Source organism: Sphingomonas brevis, assembly GCF_023516505.1.
GTDB lineage: Bacteria > Pseudomonadota > Alphaproteobacteria > Sphingomonadales > Sphingomonadaceae > Sphingomicrobium > Sphingomicrobium breve.
Window position 1 is genome coordinate 1,268,067 of the sequence record NZ_JAMGBB010000001.1, and the last position, 16,555, is coordinate 1,284,621.

Here is a 16,555-nt window from a genome sequence, read left to right on the forward strand (position 1 = left end):
GAATTTTCTGTTCAATCATGATTCTGCCTCCACCGGAGAAGTGGAGACGAGGGGGAGACTATGATGCGCAAACTGCAACGCCTGCAGGTGCTTCTCTTTTCGTCCGCGTTGTTCGTGGCGCAAGGAGCGATGGCTCAGCAAGCGGCTGGCCCGCCCGCGCCCGACCAAGAGCCGGCCGCTGAAACCGCGGCGGAAGGTGACGCCAAGGCTCAAGGTGAGCCTGCCGTTCCTACCAGCCAGGGTCTGGAGCCCGCTGACGATCGCAGCCTGAGCGACATTGTAGTCGTCGGTTCGCGGATATACCGCAATCGCACCGACACCATCGCCCCGGAGCTGACGTTCGGTCAGGAGTTCTTCCAGAAGTTCGAACCGACCTCCGTGGGCGACTCCCTGAAGCGCGTCCCTGGCGTGGCCTTTACGAGCGACATTGGCGAATATGACGCCCCTGCGCTTCGCGGCCTTGGTGCCGGCTTTACGCAAATCCTCGTCAATGGCCGGCCAATTCCGGGAGCCGGTAATGACCGGTCAGTATTCGTCGACCGAATCCCCGCCGAAATCATCGACCGGATCGAGATCATCCGGTCGCCTACCGCAGACCTCGACAGCCAAGGCATCGGCGGAACGATCAATATCATTCTGAAAGACGGCACAAGCCTACCGCCCGGTCTGATTGCCCGCGCTGGCCTGCTTTTCTATCCGGATGACAATACGTTCAAGGGATCCGGCGCGGTCTCCTGGTCAGGCCGCAACCAAGCGGAAACCGTGGCCTGGTCGCTGACCGTCGACGCTCAGCAGCGCTACAATCCCAAGCTCGCCCGTCAGGAAGTCTTCGACGACAATTCACCCGGATTTGAAGACAGTGAAAATGGCTTGGACCTGTTTCGCCCGTTCGACCGCGACGGCTCAATCGCTGTTGAGCGCACCGAGGAGCTCGACACCCGCCGCAGCTTCGACCTGTCATTGAACGGTGACATTACCTTCCTCTTAGGCGAGCAGAGCAAGCTTCGTTTCGATGGATTCCTTATCCGGACGAGGCGCACGGACACAGAGCAGACCCTGGAGCTTGAACGGCCAGAGGATGATGAAGAAGATCCCATTCTCGACGAGGGCTGGGAAATCGACTCGACCCAAGTGGCCAAAGAGCCGTTCAAGCAACTCAACTACGGTCTGTCCGGCCTTTATGAAACCAAATGGGGCGACGGAATGAGCGCGGAGGTTCAAGTCCGCTATTCCCAGTTCGACGAGGAAAGTTCGAATAACACTTATGAGCTGGATGACGATCTGTTCGATCTCGACACATTGGAGGCCGAGGATCTCGAACTGACCGATGATGCGGAACTGATCGAAATCGATGCCCTCGACATCCTGGATAAGGAGTTTTCCGGCGACGCTTCGATCAAGAAGCAATGGGCCAATTGGAGCATCAAGGCTGGCATTGCCGGCAAGCTGAAACGCAGGACGTTCGGCCAGATTATCGGCGAGGATCTCAATGACGACGAAGATGCGTCGATCGTAGAAAGCGAATTCAAATATCGTGAAAGCCGGCTGGATGGGTTCGCGCTCGCCGAATTTAAGCTTGGCGGTCAGGCCAAGATGCAGGCGGGTGTTCGCGCCGAATACACCAAGTCAAAGCAGAAGATCCGACAGGACCTGACGGAAGCCGACGAGGAAAGTGCGTCAGCGAACGAGTTCCACCTAAATCCGTCGGTGCATTTCCAGCTGCCCTTTGGAAGCGGCACCCAGTTCAGGGCGAGCTTGGCGAAGACGGTACGCCGGCCAAACGTCGATCAGGTGGTACCGTTTCAGCTGACCGACGATCCCGAAGATAACGACATCACCGTCGGTAATCCCGAGCTCAAGTTCGAAACGTCATGGGGTGTCGACATCGGGCTCGAGCAGCGGCTTCCGCGCGGAGTTGTCGGCGTCAATTTCTTCTATCGCAAGGTCCGCGATCTCATCTCATTGGTGAATACGGGTGTGCCGGTCTTCCCCGAGGAGGATCCGGATAGCGATGAGGGACGGGCGCGTATCTACACCTATGACAATGTCGGGAACGGCAAGGTCTACGGGTTCGAATTCGACCTTTCGGCGCCGCTAAGCTTTATTGGCCTCGATGATACCGGCGTATTTGCGAACTACACCAGGATCTGGTCGAAGCGTACCGAGCCGAACACCGGCATGAAGGTGTCGTTCGATGGTCAACCCAAATATGTCTACAACTTTGGCGTGACCCAGGAAATTCCGTCCTGGGGCATGTCGGGCGGCTTCAGCTTCCGCAAGCAGGGCAAGTCTGTCAGCACCTTCCTGGGAGAAGAAGAATCCCAAACCTATCAAGGCAATCTAGAGGCCTATGTCGAAAAGCGGTTCGGCAAGAACTTCGTGCTTCGCCTGAGCGCCAACAACATCCTCGACGCACGCAGCCGCCAGTGGGAGCGCAACTTCGACGGCGATACCGGCCTTGAAATTATCGAGAACCAGCAGGCTGGCGACGTGGACAATTTCGAGGTTGAGCATGAGGAAACTTCGCCTCAGGTCATGCTGACTGCTCGACTGGTCTTCTGATTTCGGAAAGTGTGCTGAAATGGGTTGGGGTGCGGTCGTGAGCGGAGAAGCAAGATGAGTTCGCTTCTCCGTTCTTTCGCTACTGGCGCGGAAACTCCCCGAATCTCGGACCAGGCGGACATTGATCGCCTGTTCCGGCGCAATCGCATCCGGGTGATGCTGGCAATCACCATTGGCTACGGCCTGATTTACATGTGCCGGCTGGCGATCGGCGTGGTGAAGAAGCCGCTGATCGACCAGGGTATTTTCACTCCCACCGAGTTGGGAACGATCGGTTCGGCGCTTTTCTACACTTATGCGTTGGGCAAGCTGACCAACGGCTTCCTGGCCGACCATGCCAATGCCCGTCGCTTTCTGGCTGCGGCCTTCCTGCTTACGGCAATTTGCAACATCCTCATGGGCTTTACGACGACAGTGCTGGCGGCCTCGATTATCTGGGGATTGAACGGCTGGTTCCAAAGCTTCGGAGCGCCGGGCGGCGTAGTGGCCATGACTGCTTGGTTCTCGAACCGCGAACGGGGGCGCGCATATGGCGTGTGGAGCACGGCTCACTCCATTGGCGAAGGTCTCACCTTCCTGGTCGTTGGTGGGCTGGTTTCCTACCTTGGCTGGCAGTGGGGATATTGGGGTCCAGGCCTGATCGGGATTGTAACCGCGGTGGGCGTATTCGCGCTGATGCAGGACAGGCCGCAAACTCTCGGCCTTCCGTCGGTCAATGAATGGAAGAAAGATCAATATTCCGAGACGAGCGAGACGAGCGCGCGAAGCACGCTTGCTCTCCAATTCTCGATCCTGAAAATCCCGGCGATCTGGGTGCTCGCGCTGGCCAGCGCAACGACCTACATCACCCGTTACGGTATCAACAGCTGGGGCATCCTCTATCTGCAGGAAGCCCGTGGCTATTCGCTGACGATGGCGGGAACGCTGCTGATGATCAGTACGCTGGCCGGTATTGCCGGCGCAGTGGCGTTCGGCTTCACGTCAGACAAGCTGTTTGGCGCCAGGCGACCGCCAGCAAACTTGCTTTTCGCAATACTTGAGCTGATCGGCCTCGCGATCATTTTCTTCGGTCCGACCAATACTCCGATGCTGATTGTCGGAATGCTCCTGTTCGGCATGGGACTGACCGGCCTCGTGACGTCCCTGGGCGGCCTCTTCGGGGTCGATATTGCACCCAAGCGTGCTGCAGGAGCGGCGATGGGCGTGGTTGGAATCTTCAGCTACATCGGCGCTGCAATCCAGGAGCAGGTCTCGGGCATATTGATCGACCAGAATATGGTGATCGCCGGCGGCACTCGCATATACGATTTCGGGCCGGTGATTTGGTTCTGGATCGGCTCATCCGTCGTTTCGATGCTGCTTGCAGCAAGTCTCTGGCGGACTCGTCTCCGCGACTGATCATGATCGGAAGGGCAATCTCGATGCGTGGCTTTATGTTGGGCGCGGCCCTGTTTCTCGCTGGTTGCACAACCGTTCCGCCTAACACTGTCTCGCCTCAGGGATCGCGGCCATATGCGATGCTGTTGTTCGGTGATCATGGCTATGATCTCGACTACCTCGAGGCGGACGAGCGCAACCCGCCTTTGACACTTGAGCAGGCAATTGCGTTGGAGCGTGAAGAGTGGGCCGAGGACAAGCGGCCGCCCGCAGAGTTCGCCCCCTCAGCCATGATCAAGCTCGCCGACACTGGGGGTTACGTGGCAGCCAGCGGCATGATTCCGGTCGCAAAGGCAATGCGCAGCTATTGTCAGACCGCGCAGTGCGACTCTGCCGTCATGCTTGGCGACAACATCTACCCCAACGGACCGACCGGAGGCGCCGACGGCGTCAGCGACTCCAAGCGCTTCGACGAAATCCTGCTCAAGCCGTACAAGGATTTCGGTAGCATCGCGCCGGATTTCCGGATCTATGCGACTTTGGGAAACCACGACTGGCGGACGTCACGAGAGGCCGCGCTGGCCGAGGTCCGCTATCTGGGTAGCACCAAGCCATTTTACATGGATGGGCTCTTCTATCGGGTGAGCCCGCCGGGCCGGCCCGACGTCGAAATCTTCGTCCTGGATACTGAAGTGCTCCTGGCTGGCGAGACCGTCTATGAGGCCGAGCTGGCCGATGACGGAAGCGAACTTCCGGGTAGCTCGCTCGAAGAGCCGGAACCGTGGACCAAGCCGCAGAACGAGGGCGAGCGGAACATGGTCGCCTGGCTCGAGCAGTCGCTTCGCCAATCAACCGCGCGTTGGAAGATCGTCATGGGGCACCATCCGATCTGGTCGTCGGCAGGGAGCAAATTCCAGCAGGCACGAGTCCTTCGCAGGCTGATCCTGCCCACGATGTGTAAATATGCCGACATGTACCTGGCAGGGCATGAGCATACGCTCGAGCTGCACACCGACAGCTGCGCGAAAGCGGTACCTGGCAGCAACCTTCCGCCATTGCCGCAAATTGTGTCAGGCGCAGCAGCGAAGCAGCGGCCGGTCAACAGTGCTTTCATGGCTTACCAGGCCAGCAACAATCCCGAGCTCAAGACCAGCTACGCGAAAGGCCTTATCTGGGGCTACGTCCACCTGACGCTTGACGGCGACCAGGCTACGGCGCGCGTATTCACAACTCCGAACGATGGAAGCGGCGCCAACGTCCATGAAGCCACCGAGCATTACGCGCGGCGGACTGGAATCTTGCCGCGCTAGCCTTCTCCCGCGCCGAATGCCCGGCGAACGCTCAAAGTGAAAATCGGATCGGTGTTGATACGCCTTGTTTCGATCGATTCCAGTATATCAAACGTCCTCGGGCCTAAATATTTCTCGCGCTCGTCGGTCAGGTCCTTCCACGTGACATTCTCGATCTCGGCACGGATCCTCCACTGGCTCGTCGGGCGAAACTCGACGTGCATTGCAAGGGCAGTTCCGGTGTGTTCGCGCCGGACCTCGTCGAATCGAAATTTGCGTTCCTTCTCCGAAAGGGACGCCTCCAACCCCCAGCTCCACTTCCCGCCGGGGAGATCGTGAGTGAAGCGAAACTCGCCCTCGAATGGCTTGTCTTCCGAGATGGACCGCTTCGCGCCCGTGACCGGGTCGGTGACGCGACTCTTCAGAAAGGTAAGGTCGGCCCTGATCTCCATCCCCTTGAGTCCGATCCGGTCAAGCGGCACCGTCAGTTCGGCCCGCAAGCTGGTCCGGTTGCCCCTTCCGATATTGCCGACCGCATCGAAGAACTCTCCGCCACTTTCGACGACGACGCGGTCGATGACATCGTCGATCCTTTCGCGGCGGAGGGTAAGTGTCAGAGCGCCACTGTCCCAGAACCGCTGTTCGACCAATGCCGTAAAGGACCAGGTCGTCGGCGGTGTCAGCGATGGGGCACCCGCCACAACATCGTCGCGATCCAGCTCGACCGATGCGACAAAGTCCTCGAAGTCGAGTTGGGCCGCCTCGCGCTCCAGGGTGGCCTGGACACGCGTGCGGCGATTGTCCCACGAAACGCGGAGCCGCGGCTTCCAGAAAAGGAAATCATCATCTTGCAAGGAATCGCCGGTTGAACGGATCGCGGAATATTCGGCACGCAGGCTCGTCTCCAACGCCAGAGTCCTGCTTGCTTGCCAGTTGGCGCCGAGTACGGCTTCGGCGCGTCGTTCGCTGACATCAACGTCGGAACCGGTGATTGGTACCGGCACGCCCCCGGCCGTCAGTTTAGCATCACCGGTCAGTTTATTGAGTGCGCCTTCGATGCTTCCAAAGAAATGCGCACTGCCATGGTCTTGGCGATATTCCGCGCGAGCCAGCGTTTCGCTGCTGCGCGTGTTTTCAGAAAAAAGTTCGTCCTCTTCTGCCGCGTCGGCATCGAGCCATTCCGTCCGCTGAACCAGGATAGCTTCCAGCGTGCCCCCGCCTACCGGCCGCTCATATTGGGCGCCAACTTCCGCGCTCCAGATCCTTTCTCGCTCCGGCGCCGCAATTTCGATTCCATCTTCGGTGGAGCGAATTGTCTCTCGCGTGACGGCTCGCGACCCGCTTAAATTGGTTACGAGCTCGCCGTCGCCAAGTGTAATATTGTGCTCGGCGCTCGCTGATAATGTCCGAACATATTCCCGCTCGTCACGGCCAATGACTTCAGAGACAGCCTCGTCTGGGTCGGTTTCCACAATTGCTCCGGCACCGGAATCTTCGTCTACTTCCGTCGCTAATTCGATCGCGGTCTCCAGTCGGCTCCGGGCTCCCTCGCGCGAATATTCGATCCGGGCGTCAGGTTTGATTCCGATCTCATCAGAGGCGGTGATGCCGCCCGATGCGGCACCGGAACTGGCCGCCTGCTGTCGTCGGACAATATTGGCGACGAGGTCGAACCCGCCGGTTGCGGCACCTTTGGTTCCGCCGCGGATCAACTCGATCCGAAGGACCGAAGCGGCCGGAATGCGCTTCAGCATTTGCTCCAGGCTGTCCTGCTTTCCCGAAGGAGTCCTTCCGTCAAACAGGATATTCCCTCTTGAGCCTGTGTAGCCCCGAACGTCGTCATCCACTTCTATCAACTCGAACCCCGGCAGCTTGCGAACCATGTCGTAGGCGTCGGCGGGCTTTGAGGAGGCGAAGAAGTCGGGAGCGAAGACTTGTGTCCCGGCAGCGTCTGGGGCCTGAGCATGGACTGCGCCGCAGATTAGCAGCGACGCAACTAGCAGCTTTGTCTGGGCAATGGTGTGAAGTTTAGCCATCTACCGGGGCGATCGCGCCAACCAGCTCGGAATGAAGTTGCGGGACCGAGGCAAGCACGGTTCCGTTGTCGAGAACCAGCGGCCGGCCGAGCGTGTCGGTGACGATGCCGCCTGCCTCTTCGACGATCACCACGCCGGCGGCGATGTCCCACGCGTTTACGCTTTGCTCCCAATAGGCGTCGAACCGGCCGCAAGCGACATAGGCCATATCGACGGCGGCGGCACCGAGCCGCCGGATGCCGGACACCCGCGGTGTCAATCGCGCCATCTCGGTTGCGAATTGCTCGTGGCGAGGCTTGCTGGCGAATGGAATTCCAACGCCGAGTACCGCCTCGATCATCTTATTCCGGGAAGACACTCGGATCGGCTGGTCGTTGAGGTGCGCTCCAAGGCCGCGCTCCGCCCAGAATGTTTCTTCTAGCAGGGGAATGTGCGTAACGCCTGCGACGGCCTTTCCCTGATGAGCGAGGGCGATGTTTACGGCGAAAAGCGGCAAGCCGATAAGGAAGTTCGTCGTGCCGTCGAGCGGATCGACAATCCAGACATTGTCGGGATCCGCACCCGGAACCAGTCCGCCTTCCTCGCCAAGAAAGCCATAGTCCTGACGAAAGGACGACAGTCGCTCGCGCACAGTCTGCTCGGCGCGCAGGTCCGCCTCGCTGAACATGTCGTCGAGGCCCTGCTTATGGCGGATCTCAAGTTGCGCGATGTTGGCAAAGTCTCGCTTCAGGCCTTCACCGGCCGCGAACGCCGCTTCAAGCATTGCAGCAATGAGTGGGGAGTGATTTGCCATCGGCGCTATTTCCGAACGATCCAGTCATGGGTGGGATCATTACGGAAGATCCAGTGCCGGTCCGCCCCTGCCATCACGTTCAGATAATAGAGATCATAGCCATGGGGAGCGCCCGTCGGGTGATAACCTCGGGGAACCATGACCACGTCGCCGTCCTCAACGGCGATCGTCTCGTCGATCGACCGGTCGTCGGTATAAACGCGCTGGATTGCGAAGCCCTGCGGCGGATTGAGCCGATGATAGTAAGTTTCCTCAAGCGCGGTCTCTTCGCCATCGGTAGCGGTATCGTGCTTGTGCGGCGGATAGCTCGACCAGTGTCCGCCCGGCGTAATAACTTCGACTACAAGAAGGCTTTCGGCGGGCTCGGTTTCGGGGAGGATGTTTCGGACGAAGCGCTGATTGGTGCCTTGACCCCGCACTTCGCGACTCATTCTAGCAGGATCGATGAGCCTTGGCTCACCCCGGCCAATCCCGGGAGCCGAGCCGATCGCGAGCTCGACCGGCGTTTCGGCGGTGACCTCATATTCGATGCCCGCAGGCACGTAGACGGCCGCGGGCGGTATGTCGTCGAACACGCTGGTCCGCGTTCCGGCGCGCTCGACGGAGAGATCGCCGGCGCGAATTGAAGCTGTGCCGGCAAGGACGACAAGGCAGGCTTCCCTGTCCCGCGCACCGCCTGCATGACGTTGCCCCGGTTCGAGCTTCACGGCCTGAAATCCGACGTGCGACCAACCCGCGGACTCCGGCGTCACCTCGAGCACCGATCCGTCGGGAGCGGGCGTGTGGGGCCTGACACGAAGCGTCATTGGACCGCCTCCAGTCTTGCAAATCGGGCGTGAGTTCGAAGCGTTCCCAGTCCGATCTTTGCAAACGCTCGGGGATCAGCCAGCGCTGGATCCTGCTCCGCTTCGACGATTACCCAGCCAGAATAGCCTTTCTTCGAAAGTGCATCGAACAACGGCTGGAAATCGAGATCGCCGTCCCCCGGAACCGTGAACATTCCCTGGAGCACGCCATCCAGGAAGCTGCTGCCACCACCCAATATGGTTTCAAAGACGCGACGGCGAACGTCCTTGCAATGCACATGCGCAACGCGCTGCGAGTAGCGGTTTAGAATCGAGACAGCATCAATTCCGCCAAGAGAGGCGTGGCCGGTGTCGAGTGTCAGGCCGACGGCATCACCCGTAACTTGCAGGAAGCGATCCAGCTCCTCCCCACTCTCGACCACCGTTCCGAGATGGTGGTGATAGGCCAGCCGCAATCCTTCGCTCTCAATGAAATCGGCGACCTTGGTCATCCGCTCGCCGAACGCATTCCATTCGTCGTCGTTCAGATCCGGAGATTGGTTGAGCGCGCGACTGCGGTCCCCGTGAATTGCATTGCTGGTTTCGGCGATGATGAACACCTTGCTGCCCATCGCCTGGAGCAGTTCAAGGTGACGACGCAGCTTTTCGATTTCGGCATCGGCGCCCTGCACTAGGAGGTTGGAGCTATACCAGCCGCCAACGAGTGCGAGCCCATAGCGGCCGAGCAGCGCCTGAAGTTCTGCAGGGTCGCGCGGAAATTTGCCGCCCAGCTCTACGCCCGCGAAACCAACCTCCTGAACATCGCGGAGTACGCTTTCCAGCGGCGTATCCCCGCCCAGCTCAGGCATGTCGTCGTTAATCCAGGCAATCGGGCTAACGCCAAAGCGGATGGTCACCGCCGTACCTTTCCAATCTGATCATCATAGGATTTGCGAGCCTCTGCCACGTTCTTGCGCTTGGAGACTTCGGCGATCGCGACATCCCACCACGCGCCGCCGGCGTCGGTGCTCCGTTCCGGATCGGTGTCGATCACGACCACATAGGTCTGGTCGGCGGCCAAGGCGCGGCCAAGCGCCGCTTCAAGCTCGGCGATGGAGCTTGCCTTCACCGCAGTTGCTCCCAACGCCTTGGCATGGGCGACAAAGTCGATCCGTGACGTAGCGGGCAAGAGATTGTTGAACCGCTCGCCAGCTGTAGCCTGTTGCAAACGATTGATGCACCCGAAACCGTGATTGTCGAGCAGGACGATGATGAGCTTTGCGCCGATCATGACCGAGGTCGCGATCTCGGAATTGAGCATCAGGTAGCTACCGTCGCCCAGCATGACGACGACTTCGCGATCCAGCGCGGCGAGCTTTACTCCGAGGCCACCGGCAATTTCGTAACCCATGCAGGAATAGCCATATTCGAGGTGGTAGCCGTCGCTGGTTCTGGACCGCCAAAGCTTGTGCAGCTCGCCCGGAAGGCCGCCCGCAGCTCCGACGACGATGGCGTTTTCCGGAACCGTTCGCCAAACGGCACCGATCACCTGGGCATCAGAAGGCAGTTCTTCGTTCCCGGCGGCTGTTACCGTTTCCCAGGATGCGTTCCAGGCTGCGACGGCACCAGTGTAGCGATTTCGATCTTTTGGCCGCCACTCCCCGAGCTCATCCGCCAAGGCATCGAGCACCAGCTTGGCGTCAGCCACCAGCGCGAATGCACCGCGCTTGTGCGCGTCGTGAGGGGAAACATTGACCTGAACAAAGGTCGCCCGAGGGTTCTCGAAAAGTGCCCAGGACCCGGTCGTAAAATCCTGCAGGCGCGTGCCGATCCCGATGACCAGGTCTGCTTCAGCAGCTGCTGAGTTTGCGGCGCTGGAGCCCGTGACGCCGATGCTTCCTAGTGACTGCGGATGATCCCACGGCAAGCTGCCCTTACCGGCCTGGGTTTCGGCAACGGACATGCCGAACGCCGATGCAAAACTCGCCAATTCGTCCGAAGCGATGGAATAATGGACACCGCCACCGGCAATCAGGAGCGGTCTCGCGGACTGCCGGATGGCTTCCGCCAGACGCCTGATGTCCTGACGCTCCGGCGCGGCTCGGCGAACGCGCCAGACGCGTCTTTGGAAGAAGCTGTCAGGATAGTCGAAGGCCTCGGCCTGCACGTCCTGGCAAAAGGCAAGGGTCGCTGGACCGCAGGTCACCGGGTCCAACATGGTTGCGAGAGCACGCGGAAGAGAATCGAGCAGTTGCTCCGGCCTTACGATCCTGTCGAAATAGCGCGAAACGGGGCGGAAGCTGTCATTAGCCGACACTGTGCCGTCGCCGAAATCCTCGACTTGCTGAAGCACGGGGTCAGGCCGGCGGCTGGCATAGACATCTCCCGGCAGGAACAGGACGGGCAGCCGGTTCACATGAGCGAGCGCAGCGGCCGTGACCATGTTGGTCGCGCCCGGTCCGATCGACGACGTGCAAACCATCGCCCGTTGCCGCCGCATCTGCTTGGCGTAGGCAATCGCCGCATGGGCCATCGCCTGCTCATTATGGGCCCGGTAGGTCGGGAGCAGGTCCTGGACGTCGGTCAGTGCCTCACCCAGACCGGCAACGTTCCCATGCCCGAAGATCGCCCAGACGCCGGCAAAATAGGGAACTTCCGTCCCTTCGAATTCAATATACTGGTTGGCCAGGTAACGAACGCACGCTTGAGCTGCCGTAAGCCGGATCGTGCTCATAGAGCAGCTCCGCACTCTGCTCGTGCCGAGCGCCAACCCTCTACAAGTGCGGAAAGCCTCGATGCCATCATATCTGTTGCTTCGTCGTCGCCGATCCGGTCGGAGAGCCAGTCGGTCGCAACGTCGTGGAATATGGAACGGCCGACTGCAAACCCTTTGATCAACGGGAACTGTGCGGCAGTTTTGAACGACGCGATAAGGTCAGGAATTGGGGCAGACAGCCCCAACATCAGGATACCCCGGCAAAGCGGATCGCGCTTCTGAATGACGTCGACGATGTTCGCCCACGCAGCTTGATCGCTGGACGGCTCCAGCTTCCACCAGTCCGGATGGATACCCAGATCGTAGAGCCGATCCAATGCGCGCGCCGTGGTTTCCTCGTCGACCGTCAAATCAGCAGGAGGAATGATCTCCAGAAGCAGCTCATGTCCGGTCTGACGGCACGCCGCGAAGAGGCGAAGCAATTGGCGTTCCTGCCGCTCCCTCAGTTCCGGGGGATCGTCAGGATGATAATGTGCCAGACATTTGACGACGTGAGTTACCGGCCAACCTGTAAGCTCAATCCCAACGTCTTCGTTTCCTTGGAATTCGACTGGCCGTGATCTCGGCGTTTCGATGGGCCGGCCGATCCAATAGTTGCGGTCCGCGAGTTTCGTAAGCGCCTCAAATCCGAAGCGATCGTCAATAAGCATTCCGAAACCGCTATCGCTGGCCGCGATGCGATCGAGCGCATCGAGCCCCAGCAGCTTGAACTGGCTGACGCGGGCTTGGGAACAGCCTAGCTCTTGGATCAGCTCATCGAACTGGCTGCGATGATCGATCGCGAGGACCGACAGTTCTGGATATTCGGTCCGCCTCGTCGTCGCCCAGTGCAATTGCTCGAGGTCATGATCTTCACGGAGCCGGAATGGGAGATCGAACCGGCTTAAGAAGCTCTCGAGTTCGATGCTCGTTGGCATCGCCGGGGCGCAGCCGTGCCGAGAAACGACAATTGCGCCACACGCATTGGCGAGGCGGCAGCACTGTCCGACGTCCTGGCCTCTGAGCCATCCGGACAGGAATCCGGCCATGAATGCGTCGCCGGCACCAAGAACGTTGAAGACCTCAACGGGGAAGCCCGGCACCAACAGTCCGTCTTCGACCTCCGTCGGAATTTCTCCCGGGAAGGCAGCACAGCCTTCGGCTCCGAGCTTGCAAACCAACAGGGCTTCGGTGTGCCGCCGTACCGCCCGGATTGCGCTGATCGTATCGTCATGGCCACCAAGGATGCGCATTTCCTCTTCGGTACCGACGATCAGGTCGCAATCGGGCAGGATGGACTGCAGTCGCTCCGACACTTCCGCTGACGCGACATAGCGGTTTTCACCAAAATCTCTTCCTGTAAGGCCCCAAAGCACCGGCCTATAGTCGACATCGAAGACGACCTTCCCACCGCTTGACTTGGTCAATTCGATCGCTCTGCGAGATGCGTCGTAAACGGAAGGCGTCGAAAGGTGGGTCCCGTTTACGAGTACCGCCTTGGACGAACCGATAAACTCCTCGTCGATGTCACTCGTATCGAGCGCCATGTCCGCGCAATTTTCCCGGTAGAAGACAAGCGGAAATTGCTCGCGGTCGCGAATGCCCAAAATGACCAGTGCAGTCAGTCGTTCGGGGTCGGACTTGGCCCACCCTGTCTCAACGCCCTCGCGCTCGAGCTGCTCGGTAATGAAGCGGCCCATATGGTCTGCGCCGACACGGGTTATGAGTGCAGTCTTGAGTCCAAGTCGCGCAAGGCCGATTGCCGTATTGGTCGGGCTTCCACCGACCGATTTGGCAAACGAGCCCATGTCTTCAAGCCGTCCTCCGACTTGCTGGCCGTATAGGTCGACGCTCGACCGACCAATGGCAACCAGGTCCAATGATTTGGTCAAAGCTGTCAGCCGCCCCCAATTGCTCCTTTGAAACAACTATTCCAAGATTAGAAATTCCGCAACGAGCATTTCACTTCTTGCGGACGGGCCGGCGATTGCTTTCGGCATCGAACGCGAAGCCAATCACAACGGCCTGCGCCAGGCACATGGAAGCTGCAAGAGAGCGAAAGCTTCGGACTTCGGAATCGTGCACCTGGAGAGCGATATTCGCCGACTTGGCGACAGGGCTTACCCGGCTATCGCTGATCGACAAAATCTTGGCCCCATTGCGAGCAGCGATTTCGGTCAACTCGACCGTCTCGGGTGCATAGGGGTGGAAGCTGACAGCAATCAGCAGGTCCTTATTGTCGATCGAGTTGGCCTGCGGCCGGGCCAAGCCGCCGACGCCGTCGATAAACTGGACATGCTTGCCGAGCTGCTGGAGCGAATAGGCCAAATAGGCGGAGATCGGAAAGGCGCGCCGAAATCCTGCAACATGCACCACGGCTGCATTGGCAATGAGGTCGACTGCGCCGCGCATTTCCTGTTCACTGACAGTTTCGCTCAGGTTCTGCAGTGCAAGAATATTTCCCTCGACGAACTCGGTGAGCAGACCTTCGCCCGCGGCGGTACGGCTTACAGATTCACTGAATCGCCGCACGCGCTCGCCATAGCCAATGGAGTTGTTGGCGGACAGCAGGCCATCCCGGAACAGCCGTTGCATCTGGCTTGCACCGGAAAAGCCGAATGCCTGGGCGAAACGGACGATCGCCGACGGCTGTACGCCGCAGCGCTCCGAGATCACCGCCAGCGTCTCGAGGGCCAGCTCATTTGGCTCGTCCAGCACATAGCGCGCGACCTGTTTCAGGCGCTTGCTTAGGCCGTCATAGTCTTGCAGCAGAAGAGTTCGGAACTCCTCTGCGGTGGCCGGCGGCTTGCGGATCTTGCTTCCCATATTCCCTCGCTCGAGTTCTGGAATATTCATTCTCATCGTGGAAATCAAAAGCCATTTACGGCAATTCCAAATTCGCTAATTAAGGGAACAATCGTTCCAATCCGGGGCTGGGGTCAATGAAAGTTCATAATGTGGCATTGGTGGGGGCCGGGCGGATGGGCGAATTGCACGCCCGGAACGCCGCCTCCAATCCACGTTTCCGGCTGGCTGCTATCGCCGATCACAATGAACAATTGGCATCAAGCGTCGCGCGCGAAACGGCCTCGGCAGCGGCGAGCTACGGCGAAATCTTGGGTGACCCAAACATCGACGCCGTGATGGTGGCCAGTTCGACCAGCTCGCACCTCGAGAATGTCCTTGCCGCCCTCGGGGCCGGTAAAAGCGTCTTTTGTGAGAAGCCGTTGTCCCTTGATGCCGCCGCGCTCGCTGACGCCCTGCCTGGGATCGAGGCATCGTCCAAGCCGGTCTTCATCGCATTTAACCGCCGCTTCGATCCGCACTTGCGGGACTTGAAGAGTCGGCTGGACGGTGGGTTGATCGGTTCGCTGGAGACCATTCACATCATCAATCATGATCCGGCGTTACCGCGCCTGGATTTCATTCCGCGAAGTGGCGGACTGTTCAAGGACTTCACGATCCACGACTTCGACACAGCAAGGTGGCTGATAGGAGAGGAGTTCGTCGAGCTTTTTGCGGTTGGCGCCTGCTTGATCGACCAGGAAATCGCCGCGCTTGGTGACATCGATACGGCGAAACTCATTTTGAAAAGCGCGGGCGGGACGCTCTGCTTGATCAGCAATAGCCGGCGGACCGGCTACGGATATGACCAGAGGGTCGAGTTGTTCGGGTCCAAGGGAGCCCTGCGCGTCGATAACTTGCCGGGTACGACCGTTTCCAAGCTCGATGAGGCGGGCGGAAACGGGGCGTCGTTCCCATTTTCTTTCGCGGAGCGATATGCCGAGGCTTATCGGGCGGAGCTGGACCATTTTGCTGACGTGCTCGACGGCAACGCAGCGCCTTCGACTGGCCCGCATGACACGCTTCGGGCGCTCCGGCTGGCGGACGCCGCAGAACGATCATTCAAAAGCGGGACGCGCATCAGGCTCGAAGGGGTAATGGGCGATGCATAATATCGCAGTGATCGGTGCCGGCCGGATCGGCCGCATTCATGCCGGCAACGCCAACTCCGATCCGAGGATCGTGCTCAAATATATTGTCGATCCCGAAGTGAGCGCCGCCGAACAACTGGCGGCCGCCACCGGGGCCGGCGTTGCGAAACTGGCTGACGTACTCGTGGATTCGTCAGTGAAAGGCATTGTCGTCGCCAGCTCAACGGATACGCACCTCGAATTCAGCATGGCCGCGATTAAAGCCGGAAAGGCCGTCTTCTGCGAAAAGCCGCTCGATCTCGATCTCCAGAAGGCTCGTGCTGCGGCGTCATCGTTCGGCGCTGACTCCGCTCGGCTGTTCCTCGGCTTCAACCGCCGATTTGATTCCAATTTTCAAGAATTGCACGAGCTAATTGGCTCGGGCCAGATGGGGGCACTCGAAACGCTTCACATCATCAGTCACGATCCCTCGCCGCCGCCGATTGACTATGTCCGCATCTCTGGCGGCATGTTCAAGGACATGACCATCCATGATTTCGACATGGCTCGGTGGATGCTTGGCGAGGACCCGGTTGAAGTCTATGCCGCCGCCACTTCCGTAGTGGATCCAGCGATCGGTGAGGCAGGCGATGTCGACACGGCGAAGCTCCTGCTTCGCACCGGCAGCGGCAAGATCTGTGTCATCAGCAACAGCCGCCGCAGCGGATATGGCTACGATCAGCGGATCGAAGCCTTCTGCGCCAAGGGGCTGCTTCGTGCAGGCAATGTCTATTCGTCCACAGTCGAAGCCTGGAGCGAGGGCGGCTCGCAGAGCGCCGCACTTCAAAATTTCTTCCTCGACCGCTATGCCGGAGCCTACCGCTCGGAGATGACCCACTTCGCCGATATTTTGGACGGGGCTCAACCGCTCGTTGGCTATCATGACGGGATAGCAGCGCTCGCCATCGCCGAGGCTGCACTGGAGAGCCATTTGCGATCCGAGGCTGTTCCGATCTGCTATTGATCGAACAGCCCAGCGAGCAA

The 16,555-nt window shown here is 59.6% G+C and carries 12 protein-coding genes; 5 read left to right on the forward strand and 7 right to left on the reverse strand.

Features of this window, described 5'->3' with window-relative positions; genetic code table 11:
- The first annotated feature begins 60 nt into the window (after positions 1–60).
- From LZ518_RS06535 to LZ518_RS06545, 3 genes are read left to right on the forward strand one after another with little or no spacing between them, the layout of a single operon-like run.
- Complete coding sequence (locus tag LZ518_RS06535) at positions 61–2,562, forward strand: TonB-dependent receptor plug domain-containing protein (protein WP_249915203.1); 2,502 nt, start codon at positions 61–63, stop codon at positions 2,560–2,562.
- 54 nt (positions 2,563–2,616) lie between these two features.
- On the forward strand, positions 2,617–3,960 hold the full coding sequence (locus LZ518_RS06540; protein ID WP_249915204.1) for an MFS transporter: 1,344 nt from the start codon (positions 2,617–2,619) through the stop codon (positions 3,958–3,960).
- A 23-nt stretch (positions 3,961–3,983) separates the two neighbouring features.
- The gene (locus LZ518_RS06545; RefSeq protein ID WP_249915205.1) at positions 3,984–5,249 is read left to right on the forward strand and encodes a metallophosphoesterase; all 1,266 of its coding nucleotides are present in this window, start codon (positions 3,984–3,986) and stop codon (positions 5,247–5,249) included.
- Here the strand turns inward: LZ518_RS06545 and LZ518_RS06550 are convergent.
- The 7 genes from LZ518_RS06550 to LZ518_RS06580 form a co-directional block, all read right to left on the reverse strand.
- Positions 5,246–7,264, reverse strand: coding sequence for a TonB-dependent receptor domain-containing protein (locus LZ518_RS06550; protein WP_249915206.1), 2,019 nt, complete (start codon positions 7,262–7,264; stop codon positions 5,246–5,248). The genes LZ518_RS06545 and LZ518_RS06550 overlap by 4 nt on opposite strands.
- Entirely contained in the window at positions 7,257–8,057 is an 801-nt protein-coding gene (locus LZ518_RS06555) for an inositol monophosphatase family protein (RefSeq protein WP_283938166.1), read from the reverse strand. Before LZ518_RS06555 ends, LZ518_RS06550 begins: the two co-directional genes overlap by 8 nt.
- A gap of 5 nt (positions 8,058–8,062) precedes the next feature.
- Positions 8,063–8,863 carry a 5-deoxy-glucuronate isomerase gene (gene iolB / locus LZ518_RS06560; RefSeq protein WP_249915208.1) on the reverse strand — a complete coding sequence of 267 codons (801 nt, stop codon included), beginning with the start codon at positions 8,861–8,863 and terminating at the stop codon, positions 8,063–8,065.
- Positions 8,860–9,759 (reverse strand): myo-inosose-2 dehydratase, encoded by a 900-nt coding sequence (gene iolE, locus LZ518_RS06565; protein WP_249915209.1) that lies wholly within the window; start codon positions 9,757–9,759, stop codon positions 8,860–8,862. The genes iolB and iolE overlap by 4 nt, the downstream gene beginning before the upstream one ends.
- Entirely contained in the window at positions 9,756–11,576 is a 1,821-nt protein-coding gene (gene iolD / locus LZ518_RS06570) for a 3D-(3,5/4)-trihydroxycyclohexane-1,2-dione acylhydrolase (decyclizing) (protein WP_249915210.1), read from the reverse strand. Before iolD ends, iolE begins: the two co-directional genes overlap by 4 nt.
- Positions 11,573–13,489, reverse strand: a complete 1,917-nt coding sequence (locus tag LZ518_RS06575) for a bifunctional 5-dehydro-2-deoxygluconokinase/5-dehydro-2-deoxyphosphogluconate aldolase (RefSeq protein WP_249915211.1) — start codon at positions 13,487–13,489, stop codon at positions 11,573–11,575. The genes iolD and LZ518_RS06575 overlap by 4 nt, the downstream gene beginning before the upstream one ends.
- 70 nt (positions 13,490–13,559) lie before the next feature.
- On the reverse strand, positions 13,560–14,453 hold the full coding sequence (locus tag LZ518_RS06580) for a MurR/RpiR family transcriptional regulator (RefSeq protein ID WP_249915212.1): 894 nt from the start codon (positions 14,451–14,453) through the stop codon (positions 13,560–13,562).
- 86 nt (positions 14,454–14,539) lie between these two features.
- Between LZ518_RS06580 and iolG (LZ518_RS06585) the strand changes: the two genes are divergently transcribed.
- Together iolG (LZ518_RS06585) and iolG (LZ518_RS06590) are read left to right on the forward strand one after the other, a co-directional pair.
- On the forward strand, positions 14,540–15,553 hold the full coding sequence (iolG, locus tag LZ518_RS06585) for an inositol 2-dehydrogenase (RefSeq protein WP_249915213.1): 1,014 nt from the start codon (positions 14,540–14,542) through the stop codon (positions 15,551–15,553).
- A complete protein-coding gene (gene iolG / locus LZ518_RS06590; protein ID WP_249915214.1) occupies positions 15,546–16,535 on the forward strand; it encodes an inositol 2-dehydrogenase in 990 nt (329 codons plus the stop codon). Before iolG (LZ518_RS06585) ends, iolG (LZ518_RS06590) begins: the two co-directional genes overlap by 8 nt.
- Positions 16,536–16,555 lie beyond the last annotated feature (20 nt).

What these genes read in the sequence shown, in the direction of transcription:
- LZ518_RS06535 (WP_249915203.1), top strand. Translation starts at nt 61, where the DNA reads ATGATGCGCAAACTGCAACGCCTGCAGGTGCTTCTCTTTTCGTCCGCG.
- LZ518_RS06540 (WP_249915204.1), top strand. Translation starts at nt 2,617, where the DNA reads ATGAGTTCGCTTCTCCGTTCTTTCGCTACTGGCGCGGAAACTCCCCGA.
- LZ518_RS06545 (WP_249915205.1), top strand. Translation starts at nt 3,984, where the DNA reads ATGCGTGGCTTTATGTTGGGCGCGGCCCTGTTTCTCGCTGGTTGCACA.
- LZ518_RS06550 (WP_249915206.1), bottom strand. Translation starts at nt 7,264, where the DNA reads ATGGCTAAACTTCACACCATTGCCCAGACAAAGCTGCTAGTTGCGTCG.
- LZ518_RS06555 (WP_283938166.1), bottom strand. Translation starts at nt 8,057, where the DNA reads ATGGCAAATCACTCCCCACTCATTGCTGCAATGCTTGAAGCGGCGTTC.
- iolB (WP_249915208.1), bottom strand. Translation starts at nt 8,863, where the DNA reads ATGACGCTTCGTGTCAGGCCCCACACGCCCGCTCCCGACGGATCGGTG.
- iolD (WP_249915210.1), bottom strand. Translation starts at nt 11,576, where the DNA reads ATGAGCACGATCCGGCTTACGGCAGCTCAAGCGTGCGTTCGTTACCTG.
- LZ518_RS06580 (WP_249915212.1), bottom strand. Translation starts at nt 14,453, where the DNA reads ATGAATATTCCAGAACTCGAGCGAGGGAATATGGGAAGCAAGATCCGC.
- iolG (WP_249915213.1), top strand. Translation starts at nt 14,540, where the DNA reads ATGAAAGTTCATAATGTGGCATTGGTGGGGGCCGGGCGGATGGGCGAA.
- iolG (WP_249915214.1), top strand. Translation starts at nt 15,546, where the DNA reads ATGCATAATATCGCAGTGATCGGTGCCGGCCGGATCGGCCGCATTCAT.